This window comes from Actinospica durhamensis (assembly GCF_018139695.1).
Classification (GTDB): domain Bacteria; phylum Actinomycetota; class Actinomycetes; order Streptomycetales; family Catenulisporaceae; genus Actinospica; species Actinospica durhamensis.
Genome location: NZ_JAGSOG010000501.1, coordinates 1 through 2,550 on the forward strand (window position 1 = coordinate 1; position 2,550 = coordinate 2,550).

Sequence of the window (2,550 nt, forward strand, 5' to 3'; positions counted from 1 at the left end):
CTCCCGCAACGGATCCCGCCGCACGCCCCGCACGCCCCGCGCTCACCCCGTCACGCCGCCTCGCCCTACGCCCGGTTCCCGTCCACTCCCGCGGCAGTCTCTCGACGTTCAGAACAACCGCCCGTGCGGATTCACCAGCTTCGTCCCCGCGGCCTCGAGTTCGAGCTCGACCCGCGTCACGATCTCACCGGCACTACGCCCACCGCCGTCGTACGCCGCGTGCGCCCCCTGCACCAGCCGCATCTCATAACCCTGCCGCAGCCCGGCCAACACCGTCGCGCGCACCCGGACGTCACTGACCAGCCCGGCCGTGAGCACGATCGAACGCGGCGGGAGCAGCGCGGCCAGATCCGTGCCCGCGAACGCGTCCGCATCCGGAGCGTCGAGCACGTGTTCGCCCTCGATGATCGGGTGGTAGAGCTCCCACCCCGGCGTGCCCGGCACGTCGGGATCACCCTCGACGCCGCCATGGCGCACGTGCACGATCGCGACGCCCGCCGCCCGCGCCCGCTCCAGCAGCTCGCCCGCCACCCTGATCAGCCGCGCGGCACCGGGCACCGGCCGGGGCGCGACGAGTCGACCGCGCTGGAGGTCGAGGAGCAGCAGTGTGGTGGCCATGGAGCCAGTTTAGCTCAAATGTTCGAACGCCTCGGCCCGTTCGCACACTGTACGGCCACGAATTCACCCGGCGCGCGGACCTTGTGGGTCCGCGCGCTCGGCGGTGATGTCCGCGCTGCGGCTCGGTATCGGAGCCTGGGCGCCGGACCGGCGATAGTAGAACGTGGAAACACGGTGCGAGGACTCGGAAACACGACACGGCACCGAGAAAAACCCGCGCCCATGACCCCCGGGGCTCCGGGGCTCCGGGGACAACCCTTGGGGCGGCCCCGCTCCGCCGTACGCGTCCGGCGGGACGGGGCCGCAGCTCATGCCCTAACCCTCAAGGAGAATCGGCCGTCAGATCCATCCATCATCAGATCTATCCGTCGGCAGGTCCATCGGCCGTCAGATCCATCCGTCGTCAGATCCGGCTGGATCCGAACGGCCGCCTGATCAGCTGTAGTTCTCCCACGCCACCGAGAAGCTGCCGCCGGAGATGGAGCTCGGCTGGGCCTTGACGTCCTTGCTGCCCTCCATGATGATCTCGTTCGGCGAGTAGCTCCCCAGCGAGTTCCCGTCGGCCGTGGCGTTGGTGAAGGACGCGGTGCCGAAGTCCGACAGCTTCGCGATGGAACCGTTGACCTCGGTCGCCTCGGCGATGACCTCGGCCGAGGAGTTCGCGAAGCCGGAGGAACCGGCGTGCGTGGTGGTCTTGGTCCAGCCCTGGGTGGAGTCCGTCAGGGTCATGGTGAAGGAGCTGCTGCCGTTGTAGACCACGCTGGCCGACAGGGAGTCCCCGGCCTTGACCGTGACCGAGTAGGCGCTCTCCGAAGCGGGGAGGACCTCCCACCAGGCGCCGTAGGTGGCCTTGCCGCCGATGCAGTCCGCCTCGGTGCCGGTCTGCTCCAGCGCGGAGTTGCTGTATCCGTCGAGGCCGACCCAGTAGGACGAGTACGTGGTCTTCGACGTGCAGGTCAGGGTCGGCTGGGTCCAGGAGGCGGACACCGAGGTGAACGCGCCGGAGGCACCGGTGGCGGCGTAGCCGGACCAGTTGCTCGACTCCACGGTGGTGGAGCTGAGCTTCGACAGGCCGTGCACGCTGTGACTCTCCTGGCTGGCCAGGGGGGCGCTGACGATGCCGACGTGCGACGGGGCGGCGGAGGCGAAGGCGGTCGGCGCGGTGAACGCCGCGGTCAGGCCGGCCGCGCCGATCGCGAGCGCACGGACATAAGACCTCTGGGACATGGGTGGTCTCCCTCGTTGTGGGCTAAGGGTTCGCGGTCGGGCGGCTTGTTATTCGAGCCGTCGATGCCGCCCGACGCGCAGATGCGCCGGCCGATCCGGGGGTGGGTGACCGGTTCCGGCGCTCACAGCTTGCGGCCGCCGCGGCGCGGCGGGCAAGGGTCGCGCCGTCGTTTAGTCTTAAGGGAATTGGCGATCTGGGTGGAAATAGCAGGACATTCCGGACCGGTTTCGAAGACGGTCTCGGAAGGGAAGATCAACGGAAGGTCACGATTGCGAAAACAGCTGAGGAAAGCTCTCCCGGCTGCCGGGTGACCCACGGGTAAGTTGCACGGCAAGCCGCTCGGACGCTCGAGAAGGGACGGACGTCGCGATGCACGCTTTCGGGTACCTCACCGGCCGAGGGGAGGATCCGCCGTTCACCGTCGGCCCCACGGCCCGGGAACCGGACCTCGACAGACTGCTGCGAACCGGGCCCTTCCACGAGGCGTTGCGCGCGGCCGTGGCCAACAGCGGCCTGAGTCTCGACCGGATCCAGGACCGGCTGCGCCGGCGCGGAGCGGTGATCTCGGTGCCCACCCTCAGCTCCTGGCAGTCCGGCCGCTACCGCCCCGAACGCGCCGGCTCCCTGGCCGTACTCTCCGCGCTCGAGGAGGTCCTAGGCGTACGCCCCGCCGCCCTGGCCGCCCTCGTAGGCCCGCCCAGACC

General features: G+C 69.7%; 3 protein-coding genes. 1 reads left to right on the forward strand and 2 read right to left on the reverse strand.

Annotated elements, in window-relative coordinates; all coding sequences use genetic code 11:
- Positions 1-108: 108 nt before the first annotated feature.
- Together KDL01_RS40415 and KDL01_RS40420 are read right to left on the reverse strand one after the other, a co-directional pair.
- Positions 109-618, reverse strand: coding sequence for an isochorismatase family protein (locus tag KDL01_RS40415; protein ID WP_212534015.1), 510 nt, complete (start codon positions 616-618; stop codon positions 109-111).
- A gap of 435 nt (positions 619-1,053) precedes the next feature.
- On the reverse strand, positions 1,054-1,845 hold the full coding sequence (locus tag KDL01_RS40420) for a G1 family glutamic endopeptidase (RefSeq protein WP_212534016.1): 792 nt from the start codon (positions 1,843-1,845) through the stop codon (positions 1,054-1,056).
- Between the two features lie 370 nt (positions 1,846-2,215).
- Between KDL01_RS40420 and KDL01_RS40425 the strand changes: the two genes are divergently transcribed.
- The coding region (locus KDL01_RS40425; protein WP_212534017.1) for a helix-turn-helix domain-containing protein at positions 2,216-2,550 on the forward strand (335 nt) is incomplete at its 3' end.

Excerpts from the sequence above, each read along its gene's own strand:
- KDL01_RS40415 (WP_212534015.1), bottom strand. The coding sequence starts at position 618 with ATGGCCACCACACTGCTGCTCCTCGACCTCCAGCGCGGTCGACTCGTC.
- KDL01_RS40420 (WP_212534016.1), bottom strand. The coding sequence starts at position 1,845 with ATGTCCCAGAGGTCTTATGTCCGTGCGCTCGCGATCGGCGCGGCCGGC.